This is a genomic window from Thiohalospira halophila DSM 15071, assembly GCF_900112605.1.
GTDB lineage: Bacteria > Pseudomonadota > Gammaproteobacteria > Thiohalospirales > Thiohalospiraceae > Thiohalospira > Thiohalospira halophila.
In genome coordinates this window covers 41,018-67,841 of record NZ_FOMJ01000002.1, presented here as the reverse complement: position 1 = coordinate 67,841, position 26,824 = coordinate 41,018, and the positions used below count along the sequence as shown (strand labels likewise).

24 protein-coding genes, 1 tRNA gene and 1 pseudogene are annotated in these 26,824 nt (G+C 69.5%); 18 read left to right on the top strand and 8 right to left on the bottom strand.

The window, feature by feature from the left end:
- Positions 1-326: 326 nt before the first annotated feature.
- The 10 genes from BM272_RS04330 (at position 327) to nadC (ending at position 11,106) form a co-directional block, all read left to right on the top strand.
- A complete protein-coding gene (locus tag BM272_RS04330; RefSeq protein ID WP_240308014.1) occupies positions 327-812 on the top strand; it encodes a retropepsin-like aspartic protease family protein in 486 nt (161 codons plus the stop codon).
- 94 nt (positions 813-906) lie between these two features.
- Entirely contained in the window at positions 907-3,711 is a 2,805-nt protein-coding gene (locus BM272_RS04325; protein WP_093427539.1) for a monovalent cation/H+ antiporter subunit A, read from the top strand.
- 1 nt (position 3,712) lies between these two features.
- Positions 3,713-4,039 (top strand): Na+/H+ antiporter subunit C, encoded by a 327-nt coding sequence (locus tag BM272_RS04320; RefSeq protein ID WP_093427538.1) that lies wholly within the window; start codon positions 3,713-3,715, stop codon positions 4,037-4,039.
- Positions 4,039-5,520 carry a monovalent cation/H+ antiporter subunit D gene (locus tag BM272_RS04315; protein WP_093427537.1) on the top strand — a complete coding sequence of 494 codons (1,482 nt, stop codon included), beginning with the start codon at positions 4,039-4,041 and terminating at the stop codon, positions 5,518-5,520. Before BM272_RS04320 ends, BM272_RS04315 begins: the two co-directional genes overlap by 1 nt.
- A gap of 17 nt (positions 5,521-5,537) precedes the next feature.
- Positions 5,538-6,029, top strand: a complete 492-nt coding sequence (locus tag BM272_RS04310) for a Na+/H+ antiporter subunit E (RefSeq protein ID WP_093427536.1) — start codon at positions 5,538-5,540, stop codon at positions 6,027-6,029.
- Positions 6,023-6,292 (top strand): K+/H+ antiporter subunit F, encoded by a 270-nt coding sequence (locus BM272_RS04305; RefSeq protein ID WP_093427535.1) that lies wholly within the window; start codon positions 6,023-6,025, stop codon positions 6,290-6,292. The genes BM272_RS04310 and BM272_RS04305 overlap by 7 nt, the downstream gene beginning before the upstream one ends.
- Positions 6,293-6,302: 10 nt before the next feature.
- Positions 6,303-6,641, top strand: a complete 339-nt coding sequence (locus BM272_RS04300; RefSeq protein ID WP_093427534.1) for a Na+/H+ antiporter subunit G — start codon at positions 6,303-6,305, stop codon at positions 6,639-6,641.
- Positions 6,642-6,644: 3 nt separating this feature from the next.
- Positions 6,645-7,538: a universal stress protein gene (locus BM272_RS04295; protein WP_093427533.1), complete on the top strand. Its 894-nt coding sequence runs from the start codon at positions 6,645-6,647 to the stop codon at positions 7,536-7,538.
- Complete coding sequence (locus BM272_RS04290; RefSeq protein WP_093427532.1) at positions 7,535-10,228, top strand: cation-transporting P-type ATPase; 2,694 nt, start codon at positions 7,535-7,537, stop codon at positions 10,226-10,228. The genes BM272_RS04295 and BM272_RS04290 overlap by 4 nt, the downstream gene beginning before the upstream one ends.
- A gap of 17 nt (positions 10,229-10,245) precedes the next feature.
- Positions 10,246-11,106 carry a carboxylating nicotinate-nucleotide diphosphorylase gene (nadC, locus tag BM272_RS04285; RefSeq protein WP_240308013.1) on the top strand — a complete coding sequence of 287 codons (861 nt, stop codon included), beginning with the start codon at positions 10,246-10,248 and terminating at the stop codon, positions 11,104-11,106.
- A gap of 17 nt (positions 11,107-11,123) precedes the next feature.
- Here nadC and BM272_RS04280 read toward each other — a convergent pair whose 3' ends face one another.
- Entirely contained in the window at positions 11,124-13,610 is a 2,487-nt protein-coding gene (locus tag BM272_RS04280; protein ID WP_093427756.1) for an EAL domain-containing protein, read from the bottom strand.
- Positions 13,611-13,716: 106 nt separating this feature from the next.
- Here BM272_RS04280 and BM272_RS04275 point away from each other — a divergent pair, with 106 nt between their 5' ends.
- Positions 13,717-14,271 carry a protease complex subunit PrcB family protein gene (locus tag BM272_RS04275; protein ID WP_159433017.1) on the top strand — a complete coding sequence of 185 codons (555 nt, stop codon included), beginning with the start codon at positions 13,717-13,719 and terminating at the stop codon, positions 14,269-14,271.
- A 117-nt stretch (positions 14,272-14,388) separates the two neighbouring features.
- Positions 14,389-14,934, top strand: coding sequence for a rhodanese-like domain-containing protein (locus BM272_RS04270; protein ID WP_093427529.1), 546 nt, complete (start codon positions 14,389-14,391; stop codon positions 14,932-14,934).
- 81 nt (positions 14,935-15,015) lie between these two features.
- Here the strand turns inward: BM272_RS04270 and BM272_RS04265 are convergent, their stop codons facing one another.
- Positions 15,016-15,435 (bottom strand): hypothetical protein, encoded by a 420-nt coding sequence (locus BM272_RS04265; protein WP_240308012.1) that lies wholly within the window; start codon positions 15,433-15,435, stop codon positions 15,016-15,018.
- Between the two features lie 238 nt (positions 15,436-15,673).
- Between BM272_RS04265 and BM272_RS04260 the strand changes: the two genes are divergently transcribed.
- Positions 15,674-16,885: a magnesium transporter gene (locus BM272_RS04260; protein ID WP_205407744.1), complete on the top strand. Its 1,212-nt coding sequence runs from the start codon at positions 15,674-15,676 to the stop codon at positions 16,883-16,885.
- A 221-nt stretch (positions 16,886-17,106) separates the two neighbouring features.
- Positions 17,107-17,274: a hypothetical protein gene (locus BM272_RS13830; RefSeq protein WP_162841047.1), complete on the top strand. Its 168-nt coding sequence runs from the start codon at positions 17,107-17,109 to the stop codon at positions 17,272-17,274.
- Here BM272_RS13830 and BM272_RS04255 read toward each other — a convergent pair.
- The 4 genes from BM272_RS04255 to thiO form a co-directional block, all read right to left on the bottom strand.
- Positions 17,252-17,866 (bottom strand): Fic/DOC family protein, encoded by a 615-nt coding sequence (locus tag BM272_RS04255; RefSeq protein ID WP_093427527.1) that lies wholly within the window; start codon positions 17,864-17,866, stop codon positions 17,252-17,254. The two genes, BM272_RS13830 and BM272_RS04255, sit on opposite strands and share 23 nt — an antisense overlap.
- 338 nt (positions 17,867-18,204) lie before the next feature.
- A tRNA-Thr gene (locus tag BM272_RS04250) sits at positions 18,205-18,280 on the bottom strand.
- Positions 18,281-18,325: 45 nt separating this feature from the next.
- Positions 18,326-18,733, bottom strand: coding sequence for a Fur family transcriptional regulator (locus tag BM272_RS04245; protein WP_093427526.1), 408 nt, complete (start codon positions 18,731-18,733; stop codon positions 18,326-18,328).
- Positions 18,734-18,810: 77 nt separating this feature from the next.
- The gene (gene thiO, locus BM272_RS04240; RefSeq protein ID WP_093427754.1) at positions 18,811-19,935 is read right to left on the bottom strand and encodes a glycine oxidase ThiO; all 1,125 of its coding nucleotides are present in this window, start codon (positions 19,933-19,935) and stop codon (positions 18,811-18,813) included.
- Positions 19,936-20,065: 130 nt separating this feature from the next.
- Here thiO and pilV point away from each other — a divergent pair, with 130 nt between their 5' ends.
- The 4 genes from pilV to BM272_RS04220 are packed head-to-tail and all read left to right on the top strand — an operon-like array spanning position 20,066 to position 24,963.
- Positions 20,066-20,518 carry a type IV pilus modification protein PilV gene (gene pilV, locus BM272_RS04235; RefSeq protein WP_093427525.1) on the top strand — a complete coding sequence of 151 codons (453 nt, stop codon included), beginning with the start codon at positions 20,066-20,068 and terminating at the stop codon, positions 20,516-20,518.
- Entirely contained in the window at positions 20,515-21,636 is a 1,122-nt protein-coding gene (locus BM272_RS04230; RefSeq protein ID WP_093427524.1) for a PilW family protein, read from the top strand. The genes pilV and BM272_RS04230 overlap by 4 nt, the downstream gene beginning before the upstream one ends.
- Complete coding sequence (locus BM272_RS04225) at positions 21,633-22,130, top strand: pilus assembly protein (RefSeq protein WP_093427523.1); 498 nt, start codon at positions 21,633-21,635, stop codon at positions 22,128-22,130. The genes BM272_RS04230 and BM272_RS04225 overlap by 4 nt, the downstream gene beginning before the upstream one ends.
- A gap of 31 nt (positions 22,131-22,161) precedes the next feature.
- On the top strand, positions 22,162-24,963 hold the full coding sequence (locus BM272_RS04220; protein ID WP_093427522.1) for a PilC/PilY family type IV pilus protein: 2,802 nt from the start codon (positions 22,162-22,164) through the stop codon (positions 24,961-24,963).
- 22 nt (positions 24,964-24,985) lie between these two features.
- Here the strand turns inward: BM272_RS04220 and BM272_RS13960 are convergent.
- Together BM272_RS13960 and nhaC are read right to left on the bottom strand one after the other, a co-directional pair.
- Positions 24,986-25,099 (bottom strand): annotated as a pseudogene (locus BM272_RS13960) (sigma 54-interacting transcriptional regulator); the annotation flags it as partial.
- Between the two features lie 154 nt (positions 25,100-25,253).
- Entirely contained in the window at positions 25,254-26,783 is a 1,530-nt protein-coding gene (nhaC, locus tag BM272_RS04210) for a Na+/H+ antiporter NhaC (protein ID WP_093427521.1), read from the bottom strand.
- Positions 26,784-26,824: the final 41 nt, after the last annotated feature.

The following is a 26,824-nucleotide window of genomic DNA, read 5'->3' as shown; positions in this document are numbered from 1 at the left end:
GGGGACAGGGCCTCTCGCGAATACAGAGTCTTGTTCCACGTTCCCTCACCTTTCCGGGTTGCACTGTCGTCTTTTTGTCACCCATGAGCCCGGCCTCATGGGCGCCTTTTCGGGCCTCTGGCGGCCCGTTATCCCGACCGGGAGCGGATGGCGCCGCAGCACCACCAAAGCCTGTCCGGACCGCGCAGAATACCACCCGCCGCCACACACGCAATTGCGCCCGTCACAACTCCCACAAGGCGCTATGCCGCGCCCCGGGGCTCTGCAATAATGACTCCATGAACCGGCCTACCCCTTCGGAGCCCTCGAGCCGACTCGGGCTCGGGATGATCATCGCCGCCTGGGTGCTGGCCCTGGGCCTGCTGGCCTTTGCCTTCGAGCACCACCTCTCCGGCCGTTCCAACCCGAACCAGAATCTGCAGGGGCGGGTCATCGAGGATGGGGCCCGGGAGGTGGTGCTCAGCCGCAATCGCGGCGGGCACTACGTCGCCCCCGGCCACATCAACGGCGAGCCGGTCACCTTCATCATCGATACCGGGGCCAGCGACGTCTCCATCCCCGCCCACCTGGGCGAGGAGCTGGGCCTGGAACCGGGGGCGACGCTGGTCTACCGTACCGCCAACGGTCGCATCCGGGCCCACGCCACCCGGATCGAGCAGCTGAGCCTGGGCCCGCTGGAACTTCGCGACGTCCGGGCGAGTCTCAACCCCGCCATGGGGGATCGCGAGGTGCTCCTGGGCATGAGCGCCCTGGAGGCCCTGGAACTGGAGCAGCGCAACGGCCGGCTGACCCTGCGGCAGCCGGCGCGGTAGCGGCACCCGCGGTCGGTTTACCCTCCCGCGCAGGCGGGAGATACTGACACGAAGAATCCGGATCTCGGGGGAGCCCCCCGATAGGGACCGACTCATGTTGCTGGCACTGGTAGCGTCCCCCTTCCTGGGCGCGCTGCTACCCTTCCTCTTCGCCCGCGCCGGCCGGCTCTGGCCGGCCTGGCTGGCGGGCGCCACGGCCGTGGCCGGCCTTGTCCTGCTCTCCGGCCTCTGGGGCCGGGTCTTTGCCGGCGAGGTCATTGTCGAGCGCTGGCAGTGGCTACCGGCGGCGGGGCTGGAGCTGGCCCTGCGCATGGACGGGCTGGGCCTGCTCTTCACCACCCTGATCCTGGGCATCGGCCTGCTGGTGGTCCTCTACGCCCGCTACTACCTGCCGGCGGATCGGCCCCTGGGTCGCTTCTACACCCTCCTGCTGGTCTTCATGGGGGCCATGCTCGGCGTGGTCCTCTCGGAGAACCTGCTGGTGATGCTGGTCTTCTGGGAGCTCACCAGCCTCAGTTCGTTCTTCCTCATCAGCTACTACCACGGCGACTACCACGCCCGGCGATCCGCGCGCATGGCGCTGACCGTCACCGGGGCGGGCGGGCTGGCCCTGCTGGGCGGGATCCTGCTGCTGGGCGAGATGGTGGGGAGCTACGACCTCTCCACGGTCATCGCCGCCGGCCACCTCATCCGCGGTCACGACCTCTACATCCCGGCGCTGCTACTGGTCCTGCTGGGGGTCTTCACCAAGTCGGCGCAGTTCCCCTTCCACTTCTGGCTGCCGCGCGCCATGGCCGCGCCCACCCCGGTCTCCGCCTACCTCCACTCGGCGACCATGGTGAAGGCCGGCGTCTTCCTGCTGGCGCGGCTGCACCCGGCACTGGCCGGGACCGATACCTGGTTCTTCCTGGTGGGCGGGGCGGGCCTGCTCACCTTCACCTACGCCGCCTTCACGGCCATCTTCCAGCACGACATCAAGGGGTTGCTGGCCTACTCCACCATCAGCCACCTGGGGCTCATCACCCTGCTGTTCGGCTTCGGCACACCCCTGGGCGCCGTGGCCGGCGTCTTCCACATCATCAACCACGCCACCTTCAAGGCCTCGCTGTTCATGGCCGCCGGGATCATCGACCACGAGACCGGCAGCCGGGACATGCGCCGGATCAACGGCCTGTTCCGCTACATGCCGCACACCGCGGTGCTGGCCATGGTGGCGGCGCTGGCCATGGCCGGGGTGCCGCTGCTCAACGGCTTCCTCTCCAAGGAGATGTTCTTCGCCGAGACCCTCCACCAGCAGTGGCTGGGCGGATGGGCCTGGGTCCTGCCGGTGGTGGCCACCGCCGCCGGGATCTTCTCCATGGCCTACTCCCTGCGCTTCATCCACGACGTCTTCTTCAACGGCGAGCCCATCAACCTGGACCGCACCCCCCACGAGCCGCCGCGCTGGATGAAGATCCCGGTGGAGGTCCTGGTGGGGCTCTGCCTGCTGGTGGGTGTCCTGCCAGCGCTGGTGGTTGGCCCGCTGCTGGCCGTCTCCGCCGGGGCCGTGGTCCCCTCGGGGCTGCCCGACTACAGTCTGGCGATCTGGCACGGCCTGAACCTGCCGCTGTTGATGAGCATCATCGCCATGCTCGGCGGCCTGACGCTCTACGCCCTGCGCTTCCGGCTCTTCGCCCTCTACGACCGGATGCCCCACGGCGACGGCGAGGCCGCCTTCGAGGCCACCGTCAACGGCATCGCCCGCGTCGCCCGGACCATCGTCGACGGCGGCGACGGCGGCGGCCTGCAGCGCTACCTCTTCGTCTTCTTCACCGCCGCCGTGGCGGCAGGGCTCGCCGCCGTCGCCCTGGAACCGCCGGCCCTGTTCGGCGGCCGCGAGCTGCTGCCGGTGGACGCCGCCGGCATCGCCGCGGTGCTGGCGCTGGCGCTGGGGGCCGCCGCCACGGTGGCAATGCATCGCCGGCGGCTGGTGGCCGTCGTGGTCATCGGCATCGTCGGGCTGGTGGTCTCGCTGCTCTTCGTGCGCTTCTCCGCCCCCGACCTGGCGCTGACTCAGCTCTCGGTGGAGGTGGTCACCATCATCCTGCTGCTGCTGGCCCTCTACTTCCTGCCCCAGGAGACCGAGCCGGAGAGCCCGGCCTGGCAGCGGGGCCGGGACGCCGTGCTGGCCCTGGCCGCCGGCGTGGCGGCCACCCTGGCGGCGCTGACGGTCCTCACCGGCACCAGTGAGCCCATCTCCGGCTACTTCCTGGAGAACGCCGTCCCGGGCGGCGGCGGCCACAACGTGGTCAACGTGATCCTGGTGGACTTCCGCGGCTTCGATACCTTCGGTGAGATCCTGGTCCTGGCCATCGCCGCCCTGGGGATCCACGCCATGCTCCAGGGCCTCCACCTCCGGGTCCCGGCCACCGGCCCCGGCGGCCGCCCCTGGTCGCAGGAGCGCCACCCCCTCTTCCTGGCCATGCTGGCGCGCCCCCTGCTGCCGCTGGCGCTACTGGTAGCGGTCTATCTCTTCCTGCGCGGCCACAACGCCCCCGGTGGCGGTTTCATCGCCGGCCTGGTGGCGGCCATCGCCCTGATCCTCCAGCACCTCGCCAACGGCCTGGAGTGGACCCGCCAGCGGGTGGAGATGGACTACCACCGCCTGTTCGCCCTGGGAGCGGTGCTGGCCGCGGGGACCGGCCTGGCCTCCTGGGCCTTCGGCTACCCCTTCCTCACCAGCACCTTCAAGCACGTCCACCTCCCCTGGGGGGAAAACGTCGAGCTGGCCTCGGCCCTGGTCTTCGACCTGGGGGTCTTCATCACGGTGATCGCCTCGGTCCTGCTCATCCTCGCCGAACTGGGGCGGCTGGGTGACGAGGATGCCCCGGGCCACCACACCATCGGCAAGGAGGGCTGAGATGGAGATCCTCGTCGCCATCGCCATCGGCTGCCTGGTCGCCAGCGGCGTCTACCTGATGCTGCGCGGGCGGACCTTCCCCGTGGTCCTGGGGCTGACCCTGCTCTCCTACGGCGTCAACCTCTTCCTCTTCGCCGCCGGGCGGCTCACCGAGGATGCGCCGGCCCTCATCCACGGCGACGGCCCCTACACCGACCCGCTGCCCCAGGCGCTGGTCCTCACGGCCATCGTCATCGGCTTCGGCATGACCGCCTTCCTGGTCATCCTCGCCATTCGCGCCTACGGCGACCACGACAGTGACCGCGTCGACGGCCGGGAGGAGGACTGATGAACCACCTGCCCATCGCGCCCATCCTCATCCCGCTGGCCGGGGCGCTCCTGCTGCTGGCCTGGCATCCGCGGGACATCGCCACCCAGCGCGCCATCGGCATCGGCGCCACCCTGGCCCTGGTGGCCAGCCTCTTCTGGCTGCTGCCGGCGGCGCGGGAGCCCATGACCTACGCCCTGGGCGACTGGCCGGCCCCCTTCGGGATCCTGCTGATCCTCGATCCGCTGGCGGCGATCATGGTGGCCACCACCGCCGTTCTGGGGCTGGCCGCCCTGCTCCACGCCAGCCGGGGCGATGACGATCGGGGGCTGAACTTCCACGCGCTGTTCCAGTTCCAGCTCATGGGGCTCAACGGCGCCTTCCTCACCGGCGACCTGTTCAACCTCTTCGTCTTCTTCGAGATCCTCCTCATCGCCTCCTACGGCCTGCTCATCCACGGGGGCGGCGGGAGCCGGAGCCGGGCGGCGGTCCACTACGTCATCCTCAACCTGGCCGGCTCGGCGGTCTTCCTCATCGGCCTGGGCATGGTCTACGCCAGCCTCGGCACCCTGAACATGGCCGACGCCGGCCGCGCCATGGCCACACTGGGGCCCGACGAGGGCGGCCTGGCGGCCATGGCCGTGCTGCTGCTGGTGGTGGTCTTCGGCCTCAAGGCGGCCCTCATCCCGCTGCACTTCTGGCTCACCCGCGCCTACACCGCCGCCACGCCGGCGGTGGCGGCGCTGTTCGCGGTGATGACTAAGGTCGGGATCTACGCCCTGCTGCGGCTCACCGATGCCGTGGGCGCCCCGGCGAGCCTGGACCCGCTGCTGAAGGACGGCCTCCTGGTCCTGGGCCTGATCACCCTGACCCACGGCGCGCTGGGGGCGCTGGGCGCCACGCGGCTGGCCTCCCTGGTCGCGCGGCTGGTCATCGCCTCCGTAGGGACGCTGCTCATCGGCATCGGCATCGGCGGGGCCGACGCCCTCACCGCCGCCGTCTACTACCTGGTCCACTCCACCTGGGCCGCTGGCGCCCTCTTCCTGCTGGCCGGCCTCATCGCCGAGGCGCGCGGCAGCCGCTCGGACCGCATCGGCGCCGGCCCGGCCGGAGTCCTGGGGAGCGGCGCCGGACTGCTGTTCATGACGGCCGCCGTGGGCATGGTGGGGCTGCCCCCGCTGGGCGGCTTCCTGGGCAAGGTCCTGCTGCTGCAGGCGGCCGCGGACCACCCCTGGCAGGCGACCATCTGGACCGTGGTCCTGGCCACGGGCCTGGTGATGATCGTCGCCGCCGCACGGGCCGGCTCCATCGTCTTCTGGCGGCTGGAGCCGGAGGCGGAGCCGGGGATCCGGGTGGATCGGGCAGCCTTTGCGCCGGCGGCCCTGCTCGTGGTCGGGGTGATCGGCTGGGCCCTGGCCGCGGCCCCGGCGGCCGAGTACGCCGCCAGCGCCGCCGGCTGGCTCGACCAGGGCGACGCCTGGCGCGCGGCGGTGCTACCGTGACCGGAGGAGGAGAGGCCGTGACCCGACCCCTGTTACCCCATCCCGTGCTCTCCCTGGTGCTGGCGGCCACCTGGCTGCTGGTGGCGAATACCGTGACCATCGGCCACCTGCTCCTGGCCGCGGTGCTGGGGCTGACCATCCCCTGGATCACCTGGCGTTTCTGGCCGGATCGACCCCGACTGGCGCGGCCGGGGCGGATCCCGGCCTACATCGGCCGGGTCCTGGCCGATATCGTGGTGGCCAATTTCGAGGTGGCCCGCCAGGTCCTGGGGCCGGTGAGCAGCCTCCAGCCGACCTTCGTGGAGGTGCCGGTGGATCTGACCGACGATTTCGCCCTCACCGTCTTCGCCAGCACCGTCTCCCTGACACCGGGGACGGTCTCGGCGGACGTCTCCGACGACCGGTGCTGGCTGCTGGTCCACGCCCTCCACGCCGATGACCCGGCGGCGGTGGCCGAACAGGTCAAGGCGCGCTACGAGGCGCCGCTCAAGGAGATCTTCGGATGCTGAACGCGGTCCTGCCCATCGCCATCGGCATGGTGGTGGTCGCCATGCTGCTCAACGTCTGGCGCATTCTCATCGGGCCCAGTGTCTCCGACCGCATCCTCGGGCTGGACACCCTCTACATCAACACCATCGCCCTGCTGGTGCTGGTGGGGATCCGGCTGGACAGCGCCACCTATTTCGAGGCGGCCCTGCTCATTGCCATGATGGGCTTCGTCGGCACCGTGGCGCTGACCAAGTACCTGTTGCGCGGCGACATCATCGAATAGGAGGCGAAACGTGCTCGTCGAGATCCTCATCGCCCTGCTCCTGCTCCTCGGCGCCGGCTTCACTCTGGTGGGCTCCATCGGCCTGGCGCGGCTGCCGGACCTGTTCATGCGCCTGCACGGCCCCACCAAGGCCACCACCCTGGGCGTGGGGGCGACCCTGCTCGCCTCGGTGCTCCACTTCAGCGTCACCGGCGGTGGCGTGAGCCTCCACGAGCTGCTGGTGACACTCTTCCTCTTCATCACCGCCCCCATCAGCGCCTACCTCCTGGCGCGCACGGCACTCCACCTGGGCGCGCCGAGCCGGACCACCCCGCCCCGGCGCTCCTACCACGACGGCCGGGAGGAGTAGGCCATGGGGGCGCCGCGCCGGATCCTCGCCGCCACCGACCTCTCGCCCGGGGGCAATACAGCGGCCTGGCGCGGTGCCGAACTGGCGCTGCAGCACGGCGCGAACCTGACCCTGATCCACGTGGTTGAGGACCGCCGTTCCAGCCACCCCGTCCCGAATGGCGGCGAACCGGCCAACACCCGGGACCACGCCGCGGCCAGCGCCCTGGAGGGGCTGGCCGCCGACCTGGAGCAGGCCACCGGCGTGGCCGCCCGCTCCCGGATCCAGCACGGCCGCCCGGACCGGTGCATCGTCATGGCGGCCGACGAGACCGATGCCGGCCTCCTCTGCATCGGCGCCGTCAGTGAGCGGGATGCCGAACTCGGCACCGTGACCGAACGCGTGGTCCGCGAGGCACACTGCCCGGTCCTCGTCCTGCGGCGCGGCGCCGGGGATCCGATCCGGACCGTCCTGGCCGCCAGCGACCTCTCCGAGGGCGCCGCCGCCGCCCTGACCGCCGCGGCGACCCTCTTTCCCCAGGCGGAATTCTCCCTGGCCCACGTGGTGGATGACTGGCAGGAGGATCGCGCCCGCGCCGCCGGCGTGGCGGAGGCGGAGGTGGAACGCCAGCACAACGCCACCTTGGCCGCGGCCCGGGAGGAGCTGGGCCGCTGGGCGCGGGAATACCTCACGGCGGCCATCGTCCCCCACCTGCTGGTCCGCGCCGGCGATCCCCGCCTGGTATTGCGGCGACTGATGGGCCAGTATCAACCCGACGTCACCGCCGTGGGGGCCAGCGGTCGCCACGGCGTGGAACGCCTGTTGCTGGGCAGCACGGCGACGGACTGCCTGCGCCATGCCCCGGGGGACATCCTCGTCAGCGGGACCCGGGACGAGAATCGGGAGGAGGAGAGATGACGGAGACCGAACAGGCGTGGCACACCCTGGAGGCCGATGCCGCGCTCTCCGCCCTGGAGAGCCAGCCGGAAGGGCTCTCCGCCAGCGAGGCCGAGCAGCGGCTGACCCGCCACGGGCCCAACCGCATCACCACCGCCGCCCGGCGCTCCGCCCTCTCCCGCCTTCTCGCCCAGTTCCACAACGTCCTCATCTACGTACTCCTCGCCGCCGCGGCGGTCACGGCCCTGCTCGGCCACTGGGTGGACACCGGCGTCATCGTCGGCGTGGTCATCATCAACGCCATCATCGGCTTCCTGCAGGAGGGCAAGGCGGAACAGGCGCTGGACGCCATCCGCAACATGCTCTCGCCCCGGGCCACCGTGCGGCGGGGCGGCCAGAGCACCACCGTGGACGCCACCGCGCTGGTCCCCGGCGACGTCGTCCTGCTGGCCCCGGGCGACAAGGTCCCGGCCGACCTGCGCCTGTTCAAGGCGCGCGACCTGCAGATCGACGAGTCGGTCCTCACCGGGGAATCGGTGGCGGTGGAGAAGACCACCGAGACCGTGGCCGGCGACGCCGCCCTGGGCGATCGTCGCGGCATGGCCTACTCCGGCACCCTGGTGACCTACGGCCAGGCCAGCGGCGTGGTCGTTGCCACCGGCGATACCACCGAGATCGGCCGGATCAGCGCCATGCTGGAGGAGGTCCAGACCCTGCAGACGCCGCTGCTGCGACAGGTGGCCAACTTCGGCCGGGTCCTGAGCGCCGTGATCCTGGCCGTGGCCGGCCTGGCCTTCGCCTTCGGCATCCTGGTGCGCGACTACGCCCTCACCGAGATGTTCCTGGCCGCCGTGAGCCTGGCGGTGGCCGCCATCCCCGAGGGGCTGCCGGCCATCATGACCATCACGCTGGCCATCGGCGTCCAGGCCATGGCGCGACGCAACGCCATCGTGCGCAAGCTGCCGGCGGTGGAGACCCTGGGCTCCGTCTCGGTGATCGGTTCCGACAAGACCGGGACCCTGACCCGCAACGAGATGACCGTGCAGCAGGTCCTCACCGCCGAGCGGGCCTACCACGTCACCGGGGCCGGCTACGAACCCCGGGGCGCCTTCCGCCTGGACGGCGAGGAGGTGGATCCGGCCGCGGATGACACCCTCATGGAGCTCGGCCGCGCCGGACTGCTGTGCAACGACGCCAGCGTCTTCGAGATCGATGGCCAATGGCGGCTGGCCGGGGACCCCACCGAGGGCGCCCTGGTCACTCTGGCGGGCAAGCTGGGGCTGGACGGCGCCCGGGAGGAGGAGGCACGCCCACGGGACGACGTCATCCCCTTCGACTCCGCGCACAAGCTCATGGCCACCCTCCACCACGACCACGCCGGCCACGCCTTCATCTTCGTCAAGGGGGCGCCGGAGGCGGTACTGGAGCGGTGCAGCCACGTCCGCGTGGACGGCGACGAAAAGCCGCTGAACCACACCGAATGGACGGAGCGCATGGAGACCCTGGGGCGTGAGGGCCAGCGGGTCCTCGCCGTCGCCTTCGCCCCCGCCGCCGACCACCGCCACGACCTGCGCTTCGAGGATATCGAGGGCGGCCTGACCCTGCTGGGACTGGTAGGGATCATCGACCCGCCCCGGGAAGAGGCCATCCGCGCGGTGGCCGAGTGCCGGCGCGCCGGGATCCGGGTGAAGATGATCACCGGCGACCACGCCATCACCGCCGCCGCCATCGGCGGCCAGATGGGGATCGGCGACGGCGAGCGGGTCCTCACCGGCGCCGATGTCGACCGCATGGACGACGCCACCCTCGACGACGAGGTGGACCGGGTGGATGTCTTCGCCCGCACCAGCCCGGAGCACAAGCTCCGCCTGGTCCGCGCCATCCAGGCCCGGGACCAGGTGGTGGCCATGACCGGCGACGGCGTCAACGACGCCCCGGCGCTCAAGCAGGCGGACGTGGGCGTGGCCATGGGCCGCAACGGCACCGAGGTGGCCAAGGAGGCGGCGGAGATGGTGCTCGCGGACGACAACTTCGCCTCCATCGCCGCCGCCGTGCGCGAGGGCCGCACCGTCTACGACAACCTCAAGAAGGCGATCCTCTTCATCCTGCCCACCAACGGGGGCCAGGCACTCATCCTCCTGGCGGCCATCGCCCTAGGTTATACCCTGCCCATCACACCGGTGCAGATCCTCTGGGTGAACATGGTCACCGCCGTGACCCTGGCCCTGGCCCTGGCCTTCGAGCCCTCCGAGCCGGGCGTCATGGAGCGCCCACCCCGGAACGCCCGGGAGCCGCTGCTCTCCGGTTTCCTGATCTGGCGCATCACCATGGTCTCGGCGCTCATGCTCGCCGCCGCCGGCGGGGTCTTCGTCTGGCAGCAGGCCATGGAGGCCGGTATCGAGGTGGCCCGCACCGCGGCGGTGAACGCCCTGGTGGTGCTGGAGATCTTCTACCTCTTCAACGCCCGCTTCATCACCACCGGCAGCGTCGGCCACCACGGCCTCACCGGTAACCGGGCGATCTGGATCGCCGTGGGCGCCCTGGTGATCCTCCAGGGGCTCTTCACCTGGGCGCCGCCGCTGCAGCTGCTCTTCGGCACCGCCCCGCCCGCGCCGACCGTTTGGCTGGCCATCCTCGCTGCCGGCGTGGCACTGTTCGTCATCGTGGAGGCCGAGAAGGCCCTCCAGCGTCACCGTGGCCGCCAGTCCTGAGCCCTTGAGGAGCCATCTTGACCAACTTGCCCGATTACCTCAGCCCCGCCGCCATCACCCGCCAGGTCCGCGCCGCCCTGGAGGAGGACCTGGGCCGCGGGGACGATCCCACCGCCGCCGGCATCCCCTCGGATGCCGTGGCCGATGGCCGGGTCATCTGCCGGGAGCGCGGGGTGCTTGCCGGTGCCCCCTGGTTCGAGGCCGCCTTCACCGAGCTGGACCCGGACGTCACCATCACCTGGTACCAGGGCGATGGTGACTCCCTGAGCGCGGGGGCGCAGATCTGCCACCTGCGCGGCCCGGCGCGGGCCATCGTGAGCGCCGAGCGCACGGCGCTGAACTTCCTCCAGACCCTGTCGGGGACGGCCACCACCACCCGGACCTTCGTCCAGGCGGCCGCCGGGACCGACGTGGACATCCTGGACACCCGCAAGACCCTCCCCGGCCTGCGCCTGGCTCAGAAGTACGCCGTCCTCTGCGGCGGCGGCACCAACCACCGGCTGGGGCTGTTCGACGCCATCCTCATCAAGGAGAACCACATCGCCGCCGCCGGCTCCATCCCGGCGGCGGTGACCACGGCCCGCCATCACGCCCCCCGGCTGCCGCTGGAGGTGGAGGTGGAGACGGTGGATCAGCTGCTGGAGGCCATGGATGCCGGCGCCGACCGGATCCTGCTGGACAACATGGACACCGAGACGCTCCAGGCGGCGGTGGAGGCCGCCGGTGGCCACGTGGTGCTGGAGGCCTCGGGGAACATGACCCCGCAGCGGGTGGGCGAGGTGGCGCAGACCGGGGTGGACTGCATCTCCGTGGGGGCACTCACCAAGGATGTGCGCGCCCTGGACCTCTCCCTGCGTCTGGACGCCATCGGTACCTGAAGGGTGCCGAGTCGGACCTAGTCCACTAGCCAGTCGGCGGCGAAGGCCTCCGCCGGCTGGGGATACCCGAAGTGAAAGCCCTGAGCGACGTGGCAGCCCTCCTCCTGGAGGAAGGCGAGCTGCCCCGGCGTCTCCACCCCCTCGGCAACGACCTTGAGCCCCAGGCTACGGCCGAGGCTGACTACCGTGGAGACGATGGCGGCATCCTCCGGGTCCTCGGCGATCCCCTTCACGAAGGACTGGTCCACCTTGAGCGCCGTGATGGGGAAGCGGCGCAGGTAGGCCAGGGAGGAATAACCGGTCCCGAAGTCGTCCACCGCGACCCCCAGGCCCATGTCGCGGATCCGGCGCAGACGCTCCACCGACCTCTGGGTATCCTGCATGAGCACCCCCTCGGTGAGCTCCAGCGCCAGCAGCCCCGGGTCGATCCCGGAATCGGCCAGTGCCGCCTCGAGGGGCTCCACCGGGTTGTCGCGGCCGAACTGCAGCGCCGAGATATTCACCCCCACCGGAACCACCGGCAGGCCGGCCTCCTGCCACCAGCGCAGCTGCTGGCAGACGTGGTGGAGGACCCAGTCCCCGATGGGGCCGATAAGCCCGGTCTCCTCCGCCAGGGGAATGAAATCCGCCGGCGAGACCAGCCCCATGTCGGGATGGTGCCAGCGCAGCAACGCCTCGGCGGAGACCAGCTCGCCGCTGGCGGCATCCACCAGGGGCTGGTAGTAGCACTCGAACTGCTCCCGCTCCAACGCCCGGCGGAGATGGTTTTCCAGGGTCAGGCTCTGGAAGGTGTGGGCGTTCATCTCCGGGGTGTAGAGCTGGTAGGTATTGCGGCCCAGCTCCTTGGCCCGGTACATGGCGTTGTCCGCCGCCCGGGAGAGGGCCTCGCCGTCGTCGCCATCCAGGGGGTAGAGACTGATACCGACGCTGGAGGTGACGAAGAGTTCGTTGCCGTCCACGTTGAAGGGGTGGCCCAGCCGCTCCACCAGGCGCCGGGCGACGTTCACCGCATCCCGACTCTCGTCGATCTCCGGCAGCAGGACCACGAACTCGTCGCCGCCAAGGCGGGCCAGGGAATCGCCCTCGCGCAGCTCCGCGCGCATGGCGTCGGCCACCTGGAGCAGCAGAGCATCGCCCACGGCGTGGCCCAGGGTGTCGTTGACGCGCTTGAAGCGGTCCAGGTCGACGTAGAGCAGGGCCAGCTGATGCTCGTAGCGGTGCGCCTGGGCGATGGCGACCTGGAGGCGGTCGTCGAAGAGCCGCCGGTTGGGCAGGCCGGTGAGGGCATCGTAGTAGGCCAGCCGCCGGATCCGCTCTTCATTCTCCTTGATCCGGGAGATATCGGAGAACATGGCGGCGTAGTTGGTGACGACACCCTCGTCGTCCTCGATCCCGGTAATGGTCAGCAGTTCGGGGTAGATCTCGCCGTTCTTGCGGCGGTTCCAGATCTCCCCCTGCCAGTGGCCCCGCTCGCGCAGCTCGCGCCACATCTCGCGGTAGAACTCCGGCCCGTGGCGCCCCGAGGAGAGCATGGCCGGCGTCTGGCCGATGGCCTCCTCGGGCTGGTAGCCGGTGAGCCGGGTAAAGGCCGGATTCACCGACTGGATGCGGGTCTCGCTGTCGGTAATGATGACGCCGTCCGGCGAGGCCTCGATGATGCGCTCGGCCATGCGGAGGTTCTTCCGCGAGGTCTGCAGCGCCTGGTCGCGCTCGCGCAGGGCGCTCTTGAGTTCGCGGACGTAGACGAACTCCACGCTGGAGAGGATGTCGGTAAAGCCCACCAGGCCGGTGATACGGCCGGAATCGTCGGTGACGCCGACGTGGCGCACCGCCTCCTCCACCATGAGGTTGCGCACGTGGAAGAGGCTCTGCTCCACCGGCGCCGCCAGCAGCGGTCGACTGGCCAGCTCACCAGCAGTAGCGGTAGTGGACTCGCTGGCCAGGGCGCGCACCAGGTCGCGCTCGGTGAGGATCCCCGGGTCGGCATCCTCGCCCACCACCACGGCATCGGCGCCGTACTCGCGCAGGGTCGTGACCGCCTCGCTGAGACTGGCGTCGTTGGCGACCCGCGGTGGATGCTGGCGCATCACCGAGCCCACCTCGCGCAGATGGAGGTAGTGCTCGATGGACTGGTTGAGGACGACGTCGGTCTGGCTCACCACCCCCTGAGGTCGGCCGGCCGCGTCCACCACCAGGTAGTGGCGGACCTGGTCCTCCTGAAAGTGAACGGCCACCTCGTTGGCCGGGGTGGAGCCGGGGATGGTCTTCACCGGCGCGGTCATGACCTCGCCCACGGCTCGACGCCCGGTGTCGCCGCTGGCATAGTCCAGTCGGAGGGCATCGCGCTCGGTCCAGATCCCGACCGGCTGGCCGTCCTCCACCACGAGGATGGAGCTGCAGCGCCGATCGCTCATGCGCCGAGCCACCTCGCGCAGCGACTCCTCGGGGGCGCACTCCAGGATGTGGGGGTGGATGATCGCCTCGACCGGCTGATCCGTACTCATGAACAGGAGCTTCCCCTTCGAGGCCTCCATGCCCGCTACCCAGCAGCCCATTGACACTCCCTGTCCCGGCTACGTGATCATTCGGAGGATTGTACGCTCATTGACCATGTTCAACATCCGAGAACTGAATCGCTCGCTCCTCGCCCTGGCAACCCTGCTGATCACCGCCTGCTCCAGCGGCGGTAGCGACGCCGCCAGCCCCTCAGTCACGGCCGAGACCCGGGAGGGCCCCACGCGGGTGGCCGCGCGCACGGTGCATGTCGGAGTGGACTGCGGCACGCGGGGTCCGCAGCCGGCCATCACCTGGATCGGGGATAGCGGCGCCCGGGAGCGGCTGGTTCGCCGCCTGGGTGCCAATGCCATCGACGGCTTCGGCGGGCTCCCCGCCATCAACTTCCGTTCCCACGGCCTGGTCCTGGTGGAGATGGGCCGCCGCGCCACCTCCGGCTACAGCCTGGAGCTGGCCACCCCGCGGGTGCTGGTCCAGCCCGACGGCCAGGCACGCATGGAGATCCGCGCCCGCCGGCCGGAAGCCGGCACCGTCACCGCCCCCATGCTCACCTACCCCTGCCTGGTGGCCCGCGTCCCCCGCGCCGGCTTCGACCGACTCGATGTGGTGGATGGCGAGGGGCGCTCCTGGGGCACGGCGCGGGTCGATTGAATCCGGGCCAATCGGTTCCCGGCCTGCTCCAGCCGGGCTCAGAGAACCCCAGGCCCTGTTGCAGAAGGCGGGGATTTGTATTAGAAATTACTAATATTTACCCCATTCGGAGGTTCCATGCGCCGCATTCTCGCCCTCACCCTCGGTCTGACCCTGGCCGGCACGGCCGCCGCCGACGATCTGGCCCTGTCGGCCACCGAGGTTCACGAACGCGTCACCAGCGGGGACGAGGAGATCCTCTTCATCGACGTCCGCGATCCCGCCGAGATCCACTTCGTGGGCTTCACCGACGTGGTGGACGCGAACATCCCCTTCAGGCGCATCGACCTCACCGGCTGGAACGAGCGCAAGGGGGTCTTCGCCATGCCCATGAACCGGGACTTCGCCGAGGAAGTGGCCGCCGCCCTGGAGGCCCGCGGCATGGACCGCTCCGACACGGTGATCACCATGTGCCGCTCCGGCAGCACCCGCGGCAAGCCCAGCGCCGAGTACCTGCTGGAACAGGGCTTCGAGTCGGTCCACTACGTTCGCCACGGCTTCCAGGGCGACCGCATGGAGGAGGGGCAGCTCGCCGGCCGCCGCCTGCGGAATGGCTGGCAGAACTCCGGCCTGCCCTGGTCCGGCAGCCTGAACCGGGAGAAGATGGCCGGTCCGGCCGAGTAGGCCCGGTCGCGCCCGGCCTCCGGGCCGCTCGCTCGTTCCACCGTCCCGGGTGGCCCCCCTGAGAGCCGCCCGGGAAGGTCGTCAGTCGTTGGCGGAAGAGGCGGCCACGCTGCCCCGGACCGGCAGGGAAAAGAAGGTCCGCCACACCATCCGGCCGGTGAGCCCCGCCTCCCGATTCCACGGGAACAGCGAGACCAGGCGCGCCATGGCGCAATAGCCCACCAGCACCTGGGCCCAGGTCCCGATCATGGGGACCCAGAAGAGCCAGCGCATGGGCTCGGGCAGCGCGATCAGCAACAGCAGGAGATAGAAGAACCGCACCTGGACCGGGAAGTCGGTCACTCCCGATGCCCGCAGGGTGAAATGCGCCAGGTTGACCACGGTCAGGCCGATGGCCAGGTAGAGCCCCAGCGGATCCACCAGCACCCCCCAGCTCAACAGCGCCGCGGTCACCAGCCAGTACCACCAACCCAGGTCCCTGACCTCAAGCATCAGCATCATCTTCCTCCTCTATCATTCGTACGCGGCCGCTCAGCCCCTGACCGTCCGCCAGTATATCTTCCGTCGCCGGATCCGGCAGGTTCGACTCCCGTTACCAGGGCGCGTTCCCGTACCGACCCGGGATTCCAGGACCCGCCCCTCCACCAGCCCCGACACCCTTTCAATGGAATCGAAAGGGTCGGCTTCATCCGCCGGAACGCGCGGTTTCGTTCAGTGAGAACCAGGCGTATAGACTGTCATGAAAGAACCCTACTACCAGCAGGCTCACACCATGTCGAACAACCCCGGATTCACCGAACGAGTCGAGGCGATTCGGGAGCAGTCGCCCACCGAGGCGGCGGACGCACTGGCGAAGCTGGAGCCGGACGAGATCCAGTTCGTCCTGACGCGCCTGCCCCATGACCAGGCAATGGAGGTGGCGTCCCACATGGCGGAGTCGGTGGGCCCGGAGGACCTTGCCACCAGGGCCGTGCTTTCCGGCGTCGAAGAGACCATCGGCGAGCTGATGACGCCCGTGCCGGCGGTCCTGCCGGCCAGCCACACCGTGGCCGAATCCCTCGCCTTCCTGGTGAAGAGCTCGGACCTGCAGGAGATCAGCTACATCTTCGTCACCGAAGCCGAACGCCTGGTCGGTGTCGTGGGGATGCGGGAGCTGCTACTGGCCAAGCCGTCCGAAACCCTGGCGGATATCATGATCGCCAATCCGTTCGCCTTCCAGGCGGACACCCCGATCCACGAGGCCATCGGCGAAGTGCTCTATCGCCATTATCCGTTATACCCGGTGGTCGACGATGCGCAGCGCATACTGGGGGTGGTGCACGGCTGGAAGCTGTACGAGCGCATTGCCTCGGAGCTCAGCGGCCAGGCCGGCGCCCAGTACGGCGTGGACAAGGAGGAGCAGGTCAGCACCTCGGTCCTCTCGTCGTTCCGCATGCGCCATCCCTGGTTGCTGGTCAATCTGGCAACGGCCTTTGCGGCCGCCGTGGTGGTGGGGGCCTTCGAGGACACCATCACCCGGATCGTCGCCCTGGCGGTCTTCCTGCCCGTACTGGCCGGCCAGAGCGGCAATACCGGCGCCCAGGCCCTGGCCATCACCCTCCGGGGCATGACCCTCGGCCAGCTCCGGGACTACCCGGTCGGCAAGCTGTTACGCAAGGAGATCCTGCTGGGCGCGCTCAACGGCGTCATCGTGGGGCTCATCGCCGGCGTGGTCATGTTCATCTATGCCGTGATGACGAATTCCATCGAGCCGCTCTTGCTGGGCCTGGTGATCGTCATCGCCATGACCGGCGCCTGTATCGGCAGCGGCATCTTCGGCGTGATGGTCCCGCTGACGTTGAAGCGGTTCGGGGCCGACCCGGCCACCGCTAGCAGCATCTTCCTGACCACCTTCACCGACATCCTCGGCATGGGACTGATGCTGTTCCTGGCGACGGCCCTGGTACTTTAGGGGGCCTTGCCTTGGTCATCCCGGCGGAGCAACGCGAGAAGACGGGAACGAGCCAGACCGTCCCCCTGACGGCGTGGACCGGCGCAAGGACCTGGACGACCGGCTGGCCCGGAACCGGGTCGAGCCCGTCGCCGAGTCTGGAAGGCATTCTCGGGACTGAAGCCGTCCCTTTGAGGGTGTATAATCACCCTTAACATGCGCCGTAACGGATGGGGGTCCCCATGGCCGACCGTAAAGACGACACCAAGTCCAGCGCGCCCACCAAGCGCGACCGGATCATCCGGACGGTGGCCACCTCGACCGCGATCGAGACGGGCGAGTCGACCCGGAAGATCGAGGAGCGCCTGCGCTCCCGCAAGGGTCGCTTCAAGGATCTAACGCTCGCCTGACCAGTTCCTCCATGGGCTCGTAGTCGCCATCCAGCCCCGCATGAATGGCGCCGATGTAGTCGGGCTTCCCGCTTCCCCAAGCGTCGTACTGTAGCGGCCCGAAACCTGCCTGGGCCGCCATTACATCCGCCAGCAGGCGTGCAATACGGCCATTCCCTTCCCGGAAGGGATGGATCAGGACCAACTCTACATGCACCCGGGCGATCGCCGGGACCAACTGCTCCAGGGTCATCCCGGCACAGGGTATGCTAACGAGTAGGTATTCCTGCTCGAACTCGGCAAGCAGCCTGGGGACAAGGGCGGCGTTAGCGAACTGAAAACCGTCCTTACCCAGGTTGACCCCCCGCTCCTGACCAGCCCACTCATAGACCTTCCCCAGCCACCGGCGATGCCACTCCTTGATGACCGCCACGGTGATGGGCTCATCCCTGGGGAAGCTCTCGAGAACGGCCTCATACAATTGGAGGAGCAGGTCGGTCTCGACCTCCACCATCTCCGCGGGGTCTGTGATGGATAGCTTATTGGCCAGCACGGCCTCATCAGACCCAGGCTCGTACTTCCCCTCGACTCCCACCACCGAGTAGCGATCCATTGATGGTCTCCCCTTCGTGCGCTCCATACCGGCTACCGATATGTCGAAATCAAGTACCTCAAGGTGATCAAGGGGACAACAAGCATTTCACACCAGTGGTGTGACGTCACGGTGGTTCTCGCACCTTGGGTTGCGCCCCTCGCCACAAGGCGGTATGGGACGTAAGCCGACAGAGCGAGCGAAGGCGGCCAAGGAAAGGGGGATGGAGTCGCACGGAGGCCCGACGGCCGTCTCGCGTGATGGCGAGGCGGCGAAATCGGTTCCTCCCGGGTTGTGACTATCTTGTGACTCGGAGGGATCGGGGCCTTTCGGAGAATACCGTAAGCCCCTGATTTGTATGGTGCCGGAGAGAAGACTTGAACTTCCGACCTACCGATTACGAATCGGTTGCTCTACCAGCTGAGCTACTCCGGCGAAGCGGGGGAGTATAGCGAAGGGCAGCGCGCCGTCCAAGCGCCCTCAGGCGTTGTTGCGCACCCGGATGACCACGTCCACGCCCTCGGCCACCGTCCCCTCGGGGAGGTGAGGCATCTCCGGGACCGGAAATTCACTGGCGTCCACGTCCTCCAGGGCCCCCGTATCCACGTTGTAGATGTGGTGGTGCGGGTCGGTGTTGGAGTCGTAGAAGACCCGGGAGGGATCCACGATGACCTCGCGGATGAGACCCTTGCGCGCGAACAGGGCGAGCGTGTTGTAGACCGTGGCCTTGGAGACGTTCGCCCCCTCGGCCCGGACCATGGCCAGCACCTGGTCGGCGGCCAGGTGCTGCGGCTGGGCCAGCATGCAGGAGGCGATACTCACCCGCTGCTGCGTGGGATTGATGCCAAGCCCCTGGAGGCGATGATTGATTTCAGCCCGGTTCAGCATAGTCTCAGTACCGATGCTCGCAATACGTCACTGGGGATTATAGGGGGCTGAGTGGACTAAGTCCAATTCGCAGCCACTCACACCTCGGCCGGGGCGGGCGCGTAGACGGATGGGTCCAGGCGCGTGGGCCATCCCATGAGGAGATCGGTGAGCAGGCGCGCCGAGGCGGGCCCCATGACGACGCCGTTACGATAGTGGCCGGTATTGAGCCAGAGCCCCTCCAGCTCCGGGTGGGGCCCGATGAGTGGCACGCCCTCCGGGGAGCCCGGCCGCAGGCCGGCCCAGTGGCGCTCCACCGGGGCATTCCCCAGGGCGGGAACCATGCTGACAGCCAGGCGTACCAGCTGGCGCCTGGCCTCTTCGGTGGTGGTCTTGTCGAAGCCGGCCTCTTCCAGGGTGCTGCCGGCCAGGACGTGGCCGTCCCGGCGCGGGATGATGTAATGGTCATGGCGCAACAGCACGCGCCGGATCCGGTCCGGCGTCGTGCGGAAGACCACCATCTGGCCGCGCACGGGCCGTATGTCAGCGCTCACCCTCGTTCCAGCCAGCAGATTGCCGCTCCAGGCCCCGCCGGCCAGGATCACGCAGCCGGCCTCGAAGCGGCCCGACTCGGTCTCCACGCCCTCGATACGCCCTTCGCTCTTCAGCCAGCCGGTGACCGGGGTCTGCTCGTGGAGAGGCACGCCCAGGTGGTCGAGGCTGCCTCGCAGGGCGCGGACCAGGCGGGGATTGCGGATATTGGCCACCTCCGGCATCCAGACGGCGTCGCCGGGCGCGGTCCCCAGGGCGGGCTCGAGCTTCGCTACCCGCTCGTTATCGGGCAGCTCCAGGCGCAGGCCGTGGTCCCGGGCCCAGTAGCGGGCCTTGCTCCCCTCGCCGCTGTCCAGCACCAGCATGCCGGTGTGGTACCACTCCGGATCGATCCCGGACTCGGCACGGAGCTGCTCCGCCAGGGCCTGGTAGCGGCGCTGGCTCCAGATCGCCAGCCGGGTAATGGGCTCCGGCGACCGCCAGGGATAGAGTGGCGAGAGGATCCCGCCCCCGGCCCAGGAGGACTCCGCCCCCGCCTCGCCCCGCTCCAGGATGCGCACGCGCCACCCCTCCAGGGCCAGCTCGCGGGCCGTGAGCATACCGATAAGGCCGCCGCCGACGACCAGGCAGTCGTCACCGGAGCCGGGGGATGAGGGGGCCAGTCGCGTCATGGAGTCCATTCTAGGCGGGTTCGGGCCGAGTCCGCCATCGGCAGGCACCGATTCGGCCACGCATTGATCCAGTGGTGCCCGTGTGTCAGTTTCTTGGGCAAGGATCGCTCTACGTCACGGACGACGTCGCATGCCCAGCACGAAGCACCAGCCCGGCTACACCCTCGTGGAGGTGATGGTCGCCGTTGCCATCCTCGGCATCGGCGTGGTCGGCCTGGTCGGCCTCCAGGCCGATTCCGCCCGCTACCAGAACGCCACCTACCACCAGACCCTGGCCACCCTGCTGGCCCGCGACCTGGCCGAACGCATCCGGGCCAACGCGGACGCCGCCGCCGGCGGCGCCTACGTCGGCACCGGCACGGGTAGCAGCCCCGACTGCGTGAGCGCTGCCTGCACCCCGGGCCAGCTCGCCGCCTTCGACCTGGCTGCCTGGCGCCAGCGCGCCCTGGACCGGCTCCCCTCCGCCTGGGTCGACAGCAGCCGGAACGGCGATACCTATACCGTGCGGATCGGCTGGGGGAGTACCAGCAACGCGGACGACTGCAGCCCGACTACGTGTGTCTCCCTGGAGGTGACGCCGTGAACCGGGGCTTCACGCTCGTGGAGCTCATGATCGCGCTCGCCGTGGGTGCCATCCTGCTGGCCGGCATCGGGAGCCTCGTCCAGGGCACCCACGACAGCAATCGCCTGCAGCAGAACCAGGCCCAGGTCCAGGGCAACGCCCGCTTCGCCCTGAACCAGCTGGGGCGGGACCTGCTGGCCGCCGGTCACCTCGGCTGCACCAGCACGGGCCGGCTCGAGCAGCTGGACGTGGTCAGCAGCGGCAGCGCCTTCCGGACCGATTTCACGACCGCCATTACCGGCCACGAGGCCGCCGGCAGCGGCCCCGGCGATACCCTGAACCGGGACAATACGGCCGCCAACTGGACCCCGGCCCTGCCCACCGCGTTGCAGGGGAGGGTCCTCGCCGGCTCCGACGTCCTGATCCTGCGGCGCGGACGCGGTCCGGTCCTCCCCCTGAGCCGGGAGAAGGGAAACGACCGGATCTTCGTGGACCCGGCCAGTGGCCTGGATGAGGGGTGTAGCGGCGACCTCTGCCCTGGTGACCAGGCCGTGGTCACCGACTGCGCCCGGGCCCGGGTCTTCACCGTCACCGCCATCCAGTCGGTGAACAGCGGTGCCGAACACGCCCTGGTGCACGGCGATGGCGATGATGATGGTGGCAACGACACCGCCCTCTGGGGCGGGCCGGCCGCCGGCGACCAGCGCTACCACTTCACCGCGCAGAATGGCCTGGTACAGCGGGTCTCCACCATCGCCTGGTTCGTGGGCCGCTCCAACGGCATCCCGACCCTCCTGCGCTGGGCCGACGGCGATCTCACCCGGATCGCCCGCGGGGTGGAGACCCTGCAGCTGTTCTACGGCGAGGACACCGATGGCGACGGCACCCCCAACCGCTATCGGCCCGCCGACCAGGTGGGCGATTTCGCCGAGGTGATAACCGTCCGGGTCGACCTGCTACTGGCAGGCGATCGACCCCTGCGCCAACCGGCGAGCAACCCCGTGGATGACCTCGGACCCGGCCCCGGCGGGAATGCCGGGCCCGGCAGCCGGGTCCGCGTGACCGGGAACCCCGATCGCCTCCTGCGCGAACCCGTGGGCCTGACCTTCCACCTGCGCAACCGGGGAGACGGCCCATGAGGCATCAGCGCGGCGCCGTGCTCATCCTCGCCCTGACCCTGCTGGTCGCCCTGGCCGCCCTGACCCTGGCCAGTTTCCGCGGGGCCGATATCCAGCAGCTTCTGGCCACCGGCCAGCGGGATCGGGAGGCGACCCTGGCGGCGGCGGAGGCGACCCTGGAGGCCGCCTGGGAGGAGGGCCGGAGCCGCATGACGCGCCCGACCACCTGCTCCGGGGCGGACTGCGACGATGTCTATCCCCGGGGCGAACTGCCCCTGGGGCCCGGCAACAACTGGCGGGTCACCGACGACACCTGGTGGACGAACAACGGCGAACTCACCGAGGACGGCCGCTACGTCGTGGAGTACCTCGGCTTTATTCCCGACGACCTGGGGGTGGGCCGGGCGGGCCGTAAGGGGCGCGACCTCTATCGCGTCATCGCCCGCGCCACCGGCTCCCAACCGGGGACCCGGGTCGTCCTCGAAGTAATCTACGCCCGCCGCTTCACCGACTGACCTTTACCGACCAGCAAGGAGGGAACCGCGCATGGATGCTCGCCACTCCCCGCCGTTCATCGCGGCCCTGCTCGCCCTCGCGGCCGGCGGGGCCACCGCCGACCCGCTCAACCTGGCCTCGCAGCCACTGACCCTCGCCTCCGGCGTCGAACCCAACGTCATGATCCTGCTGGACGACTCCGGCTCCATGGACACCGTAGAGGAGTGCGACCGCTGGGAAGAGAGCTGGTGGGGACGCCGGGAGTGCGTGGAGGGCAGGGTCACGCGCATGGACATCGCCCGGGAGGTCACCACCGACCTGGTAGCGGACAATCCCGATACCCGTTTCGGCCTGACCCTCTTCGACGGCAACGAGGGAGGCCGGGTGGTGGCCGGCTGCGGCAGCGACCAGCAGACGGTCCGGGATGCCATCGAGAACGCCCGCGCGGTGGGCGGCACACCACTGGCGGAGGCCTATTACGAGGTCACACGCTATTTCCGGGGCCTGGGCGGCTTCTTCCAGGAGGCCGACTACCAGTCCCCCGTGGAGTACCGCTGCCAGAACAGCTTCGTCATTACCGTGAGCGACGGCGAACCCACTCAGGACGATACCTGGCCCCACCACGACCCGGACGACCCCGACCACCGCCTCCCGGACTGGGACGAGGACGAAAACGACCGCAACGGCTACCTGGACGACTTCGCCCTCTTCGCCCGGGAGACCGACCTGCGCCACGGCGGCACCGATGCCACCGGCACCGGCTTCGATGAGCCCCCCTTCTCCCATCAGGAGCTGCGGACCTTCACCATCGGCTTCACCACCGACCTGGACCTGCTGGAGGAGGCCGCCGACTACGGCGGCGGCGACTACTACACCGCCGACAACGCCGAGGAGCTCACCCGCGCCCTGGAGGAAGCCATGGCCTCCATCCGCGACCTCACCGCGACGGCCGCCCCCGTGGCGGCCAACACCGGCCAGGTCTCCGGCGAGAGCCGGATCTACCAGGCCCGCTTCCAGGGTGGCGACTGGAGCGGCGATCTCCTCGCCTACACCCTGGATACGCAGACCCTGACCCTCGCCGGGGCACCGGAGTGGACCGCCAGCGACCGGATCCCCGAACCGGACCAGCGCACCCTCGTCGTCGGAGAGGAGGGCACCCCCCTGCGCTGGGATCAGCTGGACACGGCGACCCGGAACGCGCTGGGCGACCCGGAAGTGGTGGCCTGGCTGCGCGGCGATCGCGGCACCGAGGAGCAGAACGGCGGCGACTGGCGGGACCGCGCCCACCGTCTGGGAGACATCGTCCATTCCGGGCCGGCCTACTCCGGGCCACCGGCCTCGGGCTACGACCGGGTCCACTGGTCCGGCGGCGACGAATCCGACTATGCCGCCTACCGCGAGGACCATGCGGACCGCACCCCGCTGATCCTGGCGGGCGCCAACGACGGCTTCCTCCACGCCTTCGATGCCGAGGACGGGACGGAACGCTTCGCTTACGCCCCCTCGCCGGTGGTCGACCGGCTGGGCGATCTCGCCGACCCGGTCTACGACCACCAGTACTACGTCGACGGTACCCCCACGGTGGCCGACGCCTGGAGCCAGGATGGCTGGGGCACCTTCGCCGCCGGCGGCCTGCGCGCCGGGGGGCAGGGGATCTACCTGCTGGACATCACCGATCCCGACGACTTCACCGACGAGGCGGGCGCCGGCAACCAGGTGGTCTGGGAGTTCACCGACGCCGATGACGCCGAACTGGGCTATACCTTCTCCCGCCCCGCCATCGCCCACATGGCCAACGGCGAGTGGGCCGTGATCTTCGGCAACGGCTACAACAACAGCGAGGCCGACGGCCACGCCGGCGGCGGGACCGCCAGCCTCTTCATCGCCCCCATCGATGCCGGGCGCGACGGCTGGACCGCAGACGACTACACCCGTCTGGATACCGGCGTCGGCAGCGCCGCCGACCCCAACGGCCTGGCCACCGCCACCCCCGTGGACCTCGACGGCGACGGCGTCGTGGACACCATCTACGCCGGCGACCTGCGCGGCAACCTCTGGAAGTTCGACGTCGACAACACCTCCGCCTCCGGCTGGGCGGTGGCCAACGGCGGCACCCCCCTCTTCCGGGCGACGGGCCCCGATGGCGAGGGCCAGCCCATCACCAGCGCCCCCCGGGTGGGCCGCCACCCGCGGGGTCACGGGGTCATGGTCTACTTCGGTACCGGCCAGTACCTGGAACCCGACGACGCCGACGCCATCGGCCAGGGCCGACAGGCCTTCTACGGGATCCTGGACGAGGGCAGCCCCGCCTCCGCCGACAACCTGCTGGAGCAGGAGGTGACCTGGGAGGGAACGGTGGACGGCACCGGCATCCGCGTGACCAGCGACGAACGAATGCGCGCCCACCATGACGGCTGGTACATGGAGCTGCCCAGCGCCGGCGAACGCGTGGTGAACCCCCCGCTACTGCGAAGCGGCCGGATCATCTTCACCACCCGGATCCCCAGCGGCGATGCCTGCGGCTACGGCGGCACCGGCTGGCTCATGGAGCTGGACGCCGTTAGTGGCGCGCGGCTGAGCCGGACCCCCTTCGACATCAGCGACGACGGGACGGTGGACGAGGCGGACATGGTCGATAACCCCGAAAGCGGTGATGACGGTGATGACCAGGTAGCCGCCAGCGGCCGCAAGAGCGAATCGGGCATGCCCACGGCCCCGAAGGTGCTGGACATCGGCGATACCGAGCCCGGCGAGGTGAAGGTGACCGCCGGCACCGCCGGCGAGGTGGAGACCATCCAGGAAGAGCGGCCACCGGGGAGCGTGGGCCGCCAGTCCTGGCGGCGCCTACGCTGAGGCGATTCAGCGCGGAGTGACGAAATCGGCCAGCGGCTGGGGGCTCGCCGCCAGCACCAATGGAGGCTCCGCACACATAACCGAAGAGTTCGCTCTCGATGATGTTCTCCGGGACGGCAGCACAGTTCATGGCCACTACCATTCTCGGAGAGAAAGAGAGTGCCCCGAATTGCAGATTGCAATCCGGGGCAGAGGGGAGTTCGGGGGAGGGAAATTGCAATTCCACTATCCCCGGGAGGGGTTCCCGGGGAAGCGGGGGCACCGGCAAGGAGCCGATACCCCGGTTGGCGCTAGCGTTTGCGCCAGGCGTCGAAGGCGCGCTCCAGCTCCTCGGGTTCGAGGTCGGCGGAGTTGACCATCTCGCCGGAGACCATGACCAGCTCCTCGTCACTCTGCCAGCGCTCCTTCTCGGCCTCGGAGGCGGGGATCACGAACCAGCCCAGGGCGGCGTAGGCCAGCCCGATGAGCGGTGAGAGCCAGCAGACGAAGGCGAAGGCGGCGTACTCCAGGGTCGGGATCCCCAGGGCGCCGGCGGTAAAGGCCGCGCCGGCTCCCCAGGGGATGAGGGGGTTCAACAACGTGCCCCCCTCTTCCACCGACCGCGAGAGGTTCAGGGTCGACAGGCCCTGGCCGCGGAACGCCGGGGCGAACATGCGCCCGGGCAGGGCGATGGAGAGGTAGGGATCACCGGAGACGAGGTTGGTCCCCGCCGCGCTGCCGGTACTCGCCAGGGTGAGGGAGAAACGGCCGCGCACCCGGGCCATGACGGCATTCAGGATGGCCTCGATGCAGCGGGTCTCCTCCACGATCCCGCCGAAGGCGAGCGCGATGAGGACCAGGGATATGGTCCACATCATGGACTGGATCCCGCCCGCGGAGAGGAGGCTGTCCACCGCATCCACCCCGGTATTGCTGGTGAAACCACCCTGCATGGCGGTCACCACCGCCTCCGGGCCGACCCCCTGGCCGATCACGGCCGTCACCGCCCCGGCAACCGCCCCCAGGAAGAGCGTGGGGAGCACCGGATACCGGCTCAGGGCGAGCACGAGCACCAGGACCGCCGGGAGCAGCAACAGCGGATGGAGGGTGAATTGTGCCTCCAGCCCCTCGAGGATGGTCGCCACGCGCTCGCCGTCCATGCCGGCCTCCGCATAGCCCAGCCCGATGAGCCAGTAGATCACGCCGGCAATGATGAGCGCCGGGACCGAGGTGGCCATCATTCCGCGGATGTGGCTGAAGAGGTTGGTGGAGGTAACCGCCGGCGCCAGGTTGGTCGTGTCCGACAGCGGCGACATCTTGTCGCCGAAGAAGGCGCCGGAGACGATGGCGCCACCCGTGAGGTACATGGGTATCCCCAGCCCCTCGCCGATACCCACCAGCGCCAGGCCGACCGTCCCCACGGTCCCCCAGGAGGTCCCCACCGCGATGGAGACGATGGTGGTCAGCAGCATGGCCGCCAGGAGGAAGAGCTCCGGCGTGATGAGCTGCAGGCCGTAGTAGATGAGCAGCGGAACCGTGCCGGAGAGGATCCAGCTGCCGATGATCATGCCGACCACGACGAGGATGGCCACCGACTGCAGGCCGATGTGGACGACGTGGTAGAGGCCGTTCTCCATCCGCCACCAGCGGATCCCGTTATACCAGCCCATGAGGCCGGTCATGGCGATACCGACGGTCAGCGGGATGTGGGGAATGAACTCGTCGAAGGCGACGATCTGGAGGAGGATGAGAGCCATGGTCACCAGGATGGGGAACAGCGCCATAGCGAGGCTGGGCAGGGGAACCTCGGGCTCCCCCTCTTCCGGGTTGCGGGTAATCATGAGACCTCGCGGGTTGCCATAGACCCGCTTATTCTATCATT

Excerpts from the sequence above, each read along its gene's own strand:
- BM272_RS04330 (WP_240308014.1), top strand. The coding sequence starts at position 327 with ATGATCATCGCCGCCTGGGTGCTGGCCCTGGGCCTGCTGGCCTTTGCC.
- BM272_RS04325 (WP_093427539.1), top strand. The coding sequence starts at position 907 with ATGTTGCTGGCACTGGTAGCGTCCCCCTTCCTGGGCGCGCTGCTACCC.
- BM272_RS04320 (WP_093427538.1), top strand. The coding sequence starts at position 3,713 with ATGGAGATCCTCGTCGCCATCGCCATCGGCTGCCTGGTCGCCAGCGGC.
- BM272_RS04315 (WP_093427537.1), top strand. The coding sequence starts at position 4,039 with ATGAACCACCTGCCCATCGCGCCCATCCTCATCCCGCTGGCCGGGGCG.
- BM272_RS04305 (WP_093427535.1), top strand. The coding sequence starts at position 6,023 with ATGCTGAACGCGGTCCTGCCCATCGCCATCGGCATGGTGGTGGTCGCC.
- BM272_RS04295 (WP_093427533.1), top strand. The coding sequence starts at position 6,645 with ATGGGGGCGCCGCGCCGGATCCTCGCCGCCACCGACCTCTCGCCCGGG.
- BM272_RS04290 (WP_093427532.1), top strand. The coding sequence starts at position 7,535 with ATGACGGAGACCGAACAGGCGTGGCACACCCTGGAGGCCGATGCCGCG.
- BM272_RS04280 (WP_093427756.1), bottom strand. The coding sequence starts at position 13,610 with ATGAGTACGGATCAGCCGGTCGAGGCGATCATCCACCCCCACATCCTG.
- BM272_RS04275 (WP_159433017.1), top strand. The coding sequence starts at position 13,717 with ATGTTCAACATCCGAGAACTGAATCGCTCGCTCCTCGCCCTGGCAACC.
- BM272_RS04270 (WP_093427529.1), top strand. The coding sequence starts at position 14,389 with ATGCGCCGCATTCTCGCCCTCACCCTCGGTCTGACCCTGGCCGGCACG.
- BM272_RS04265 (WP_240308012.1), bottom strand. The coding sequence starts at position 15,435 with ATGATGCTGATGCTTGAGGTCAGGGACCTGGGTTGGTGGTACTGGCTG.
- BM272_RS04260 (WP_205407744.1), top strand. The coding sequence starts at position 15,674 with ATGAAAGAACCCTACTACCAGCAGGCTCACACCATGTCGAACAACCCC.
- BM272_RS13830 (WP_162841047.1), top strand. The coding sequence starts at position 17,107 with ATGGCCGACCGTAAAGACGACACCAAGTCCAGCGCGCCCACCAAGCGC.
- BM272_RS04255 (WP_093427527.1), bottom strand. The coding sequence starts at position 17,866 with ATGGATCGCTACTCGGTGGTGGGAGTCGAGGGGAAGTACGAGCCTGGG.
- BM272_RS04245 (WP_093427526.1), bottom strand. The coding sequence starts at position 18,733 with ATGCTGAACCGGGCTGAAATCAATCATCGCCTCCAGGGGCTTGGCATC.
- thiO (WP_093427754.1), bottom strand. The coding sequence starts at position 19,935 with ATGACGCGACTGGCCCCCTCATCCCCCGGCTCCGGTGACGACTGCCTG.
- pilV (WP_093427525.1), top strand. The coding sequence starts at position 20,066 with ATGCCCAGCACGAAGCACCAGCCCGGCTACACCCTCGTGGAGGTGATG.
- BM272_RS04225 (WP_093427523.1), top strand. The coding sequence starts at position 21,633 with ATGAGGCATCAGCGCGGCGCCGTGCTCATCCTCGCCCTGACCCTGCTG.
- BM272_RS04220 (WP_093427522.1), top strand. The coding sequence starts at position 22,162 with ATGGATGCTCGCCACTCCCCGCCGTTCATCGCGGCCCTGCTCGCCCTC.
- nhaC (WP_093427521.1), bottom strand. The coding sequence starts at position 26,783 with ATGATTACCCGCAACCCGGAAGAGGGGGAGCCCGAGGTTCCCCTGCCC.